Source organism: Dapis hubbardiae BLCC-M172 (genome assembly GCF_050016015.1).
In the GTDB taxonomy this organism is placed as follows: domain Bacteria; phylum Cyanobacteriota; class Cyanobacteriia; order Cyanobacteriales; family Microcoleaceae; genus Trichodesmium.
In genome coordinates, this window is sequence record NZ_JBNHEQ010000212.1 from 1 (window position 1) to 3564 (window position 3564).

Below are 3564 nucleotides of genomic sequence, written 5' to 3' on the forward strand. Positions count from 1 at the left end.
GACCTACGTCTGAGTGCGTAGATTGACCTTGAATGGCTTCCCAAGATTTCGACCTATATTCTTAGGTGTCTTAAGGAGGTTTTCTCGTTCCCTTATTCCTTTATTACGACTGATTTAGTGGGGCAAAATCTCCCGGAGGGTTCGGCATGGTTGCTAATCTCATGTAAATAAGGTTATGCATAGACCCCCTGACTTTTCTCCTACACCCCATAGCTACCTTTGAGGTGCTTATTACTTACGAGAGTTTCATCACCTTCCTATTCGTCCACTTGTCAGCCTTTGCTAGAGGTCTCACTTATTTGGTAGTTAAAGCTTTAACCTCATTTAGACCAGTTTCACCAGTTTGATATTCAGTCTTACCAGTGTGACCTATGCTTTCTACCCAGACAACGGGGCGGAGGAATTTCACCTCAAAGGATATAAGAGTTTTCTCGTGACTATATATTTATCACCTCCTTAATCACGGAAGGCTAGATATATCTGCTTTTTAACAGTCTTGACTAGCCAACGAGTCGCACTTACATTGGTAACATATTAGTTGCTATTCTTTTAGGTTTGTGTTACCAATCAAATACTATTATTACCCATAGCTATTCGTTCTGGTAAAATATCTTGATTGAGTAAATCTTGGTAAGTTTCCCTCTGTAAAATTACATTTACTTCGTTATTGGATACTAAAACTGCTGCTGGACGTGGTAAACGATTATAGTTAGAAGCCATGCTATAGTTATAAGCACCTGTAGCCATAACTACTAAACAATCTCCTGGTTGGGTTGCTGGTAAGGTAGCATTCTTAATCAAAACATCACCAGACTCACAATGTTTACCCGCAATAGTAACTGTTTCTGTGCTTGCTTGAGATAATCTGTTAGCTAAAACTGCTCGGTACATTGACTGATAAGTTATTGGGCGAGGGTTATCTGACATTCCCCCATCTACAGATATATAAGTCCTAATATCCGGAATTTGTTTTTGAGACCCTACAGTATAAGCTGTTACACAGGCAGGCCCAATTATTGAACGTCCTGGTTCACACAATAGTTTAGGTAATGGTAACTGTCTAGCTTGACAAGCATCTACCATTGCTGTACTAACCTTATGAACCCAAGTTTCAATACTGGGTGGGTCATCTGCTTCAGTATAACGGATTCCTAAACCACCACCGATATTAATTTCTTTGATTGGTAAATTATATGACATAGCAGTTGTCATTGCATCTACCATTACACCTGCTAAATCTTGATGGGGTTGAACTTCAAAAATTTGTGAACCTATATGAGCATGAATACCAATAAGTGATAGTAATTCTTCTTTACTTATGAATGCAAAGACATCATTTAGTTGGTTGGGGTCAAATCCAAACTTGCTATCTAAATGACCTGTACGAATGTATTCGTGGGTATGACATTCAATACCAGGTGTAAACCTAATCATTATTTTAGTAGGATTCTGTACCTCCTCCTTTTGTTGGTTCTTTAAAGCTGCTAATGTTTCTAATTCTAGCCAGTTATCCACAACAATTATACAATCTGTTTCTATGGCCAAAGTTAATTCTGCTTGAGATTTGTTATTGCCATGAAAGTATATTTTGTCAGGTTTAACACCTGCTTGGATAGCTGTATATAATTCCCCTCCAGATACAACATCTATACCTAAACCTTCAGAACCACATAAGGCACAGACTGCCAGACTACTCCAAGCTTTAGAAGCATAAAGTACCAAAGATTCTCCAGGATAATGCTGTTTGAGGGCATCTCTATATTGGCGACAAGCTGTTCTGAGGGTGTCTTCGTCCACAATATATAGAGGTGAGCCAAATTTCTCGACTAATGCTGGGACATCCCAACCTCCGATTTCTAAATGGTCTAAACTGTTAACTTTGGCAGTAAGTGGTAAAAGTTCTTGATTGGGTGAACTATCTTTAACAGATTCTGTTGATTTTGGCAAGTATTGAAGCCCAGAGTTGGTTGCTATTACAGATTGGGTTGATACCATGAGTGCTGTACGGAGTTATACTTGAGTGCTTGATATAGTCTATCTAATAAATAGAAGTTATTGTACTTTGTCGATTTTTGATTGATTTTTTATCTAATATTTAGACTGTGTTCATTAATTGATAATGGATAATACCTTTGGTTTTACCCTTGAGGATTGAATAGAGGGAAATCTTATTAATTGATAATGGATAGTGGATTATAAAAACTATCTCTAACTATCAATTATCCATTGGTAATGAGAGGCTTTAAACCTTTCGGGATTAATTATCTATTATCAATTATCAATTATCCATTATCCATTGGTAAGTATGGCCATGATTACGATTCAAAAAATGAGCCATGAGCATATTTCTAGTGTGGTTGAATTGGACCTACTTTGCTTTGGTGGACTATGGAATGCTCAAGGTTATCAGCGAGAGTTAGAAAGTCCTAATAGCGATTTGCTGATTTTAGTGATTGGCCAAAATACTGGAGATAGAAATGAGGAAGTTGTCTTTAAATCCTCTAACTTTCAATTACAGATTACCTATAATCATCAGTCTATAATTGGTATAGGTTGTTTGTGGGCTATCTTAGAGGAAGCGCACATTACTATTTTAGGAATCCATCCTCAATACCAACGTTTGGGTTTTGGTCAACTACTACTATACACTTTAATGAGGTCTGCTTGGGAAAGAGGGTTAGAGCGAGCTACATTAGAAGTTGCAGCTTCAAATTTTTCTGCATTGTCTCTATATCATAAATTTGGTTTTCAAGATGTAGGTCGTCGTCGAGGATATTATCAGCAAACTGGGGAAGATGCTCTAATTCTCTGGCGTGGTCATCTGCATTACCCAGAATTTGAGCAAACTTTGTCTGAATGGCATAGACAAGTTGTTGCTCGTATTGATGGCCAATAAATATAATATAAATAATAATATAAATAATTGGTGGATAGGTTAGTATTCACCAAAATAGTATTTTTCTATAGGGTTTTTTGGGTAATTTTTATGACAGTTAATGACTCATTTAATACTGCAATGAATCGGGTCGTGGATATGACCGACGATAGAAAACTATGCTCTCGTGTCAAAAAACTAGGATGGGATGTAGCAGTGCGACTCGTTGGCTAGCCAAAGCTGCTGAAAAGCAGATATATCTAGCCTTTCCGGCGACTAAGGAGAATAAATATATAGTCACTGGAAAAACTCTTATTACCTTAGTGGTGAAATTCCACTCGCCCTGTTGTTGGGTTGACAGCGTAGGCCACACTGTAGAGACTGAACATCAATCGGTGAAGCTGGTTTAAAAGCGGGAAAATACCAGTTACCAAGGAACGATACCGCGAGCAAAGGCTGACAAGTGGACGAACAGGAAGGTGATTAAACTCTCGTCATCCATGACCATTCCCAAGGTAGCTATGGAATGTAGGACAAAAGTCAGAGGGACAATGGATAACCTTATTGCAACGAGGTTATCAACAACCATAAAAGAACCCTCCGGGAGATTTTACCCCACTAAATCAGCCGTAATAAAGGAATAAGGGAACGAGGAAACCTCCTTAAGACACCTAAGAATACAGGTCGAA

At 38.2% G+C, this 3564-nt stretch carries 3 protein-coding genes; 2 read left to right on the forward strand and 1 reads right to left on the reverse strand.

Translation table 11 applies throughout. The features are described from left to right. Nucleotides 1–567 precede the first annotated feature (567 nt). On the reverse strand, nucleotides 568–1995 hold the full coding sequence (gene lysA, locus ACP6PK_RS19595; protein ID WP_426561895.1) for a diaminopimelate decarboxylase: 1428 nt from the start codon (nucleotides 1993–1995) through the stop codon (nucleotides 568–570). Nucleotides 1996–2305: 310 nt separating this feature from the next. On the opposite strand from lysA, the gene rimI reads away from it, so the two are divergent. Next, nucleotides 2306–2896 (forward strand): ribosomal protein S18-alanine N-acetyltransferase, encoded by a 591-nt coding sequence (gene rimI / locus ACP6PK_RS19600; RefSeq protein ID WP_426561897.1) that lies wholly within the window; start codon nucleotides 2306–2308, stop codon nucleotides 2894–2896. Between the two features lie 90 nt (nucleotides 2897–2986). Then, the gene (locus ACP6PK_RS19605) at nucleotides 2987–3109 is read left to right on the forward strand and encodes a hypothetical protein (protein WP_426561899.1); all 123 of its coding nucleotides are present in this window, start codon (nucleotides 2987–2989) and stop codon (nucleotides 3107–3109) included. The last annotated feature ends 455 nt before the right edge of the window (nucleotides 3110–3564 follow it).

Bases quoted from the DNA above. Each gene is read 5' to 3' on its own strand.
- lysA (WP_426561895.1), bottom strand. From the start codon at position 1,995: ATGGTATCAACCCAATCTGTAATAGCAACCAACTCTGGGCTTCAATAC.
- rimI (WP_426561897.1), top strand. From the start codon at position 2,306: ATGGCCATGATTACGATTCAAAAAATGAGCCATGAGCATATTTCTAGT.
- ACP6PK_RS19605 (WP_426561899.1), top strand. From the start codon at position 2,987: ATGACAGTTAATGACTCATTTAATACTGCAATGAATCGGGTCGTGGAT.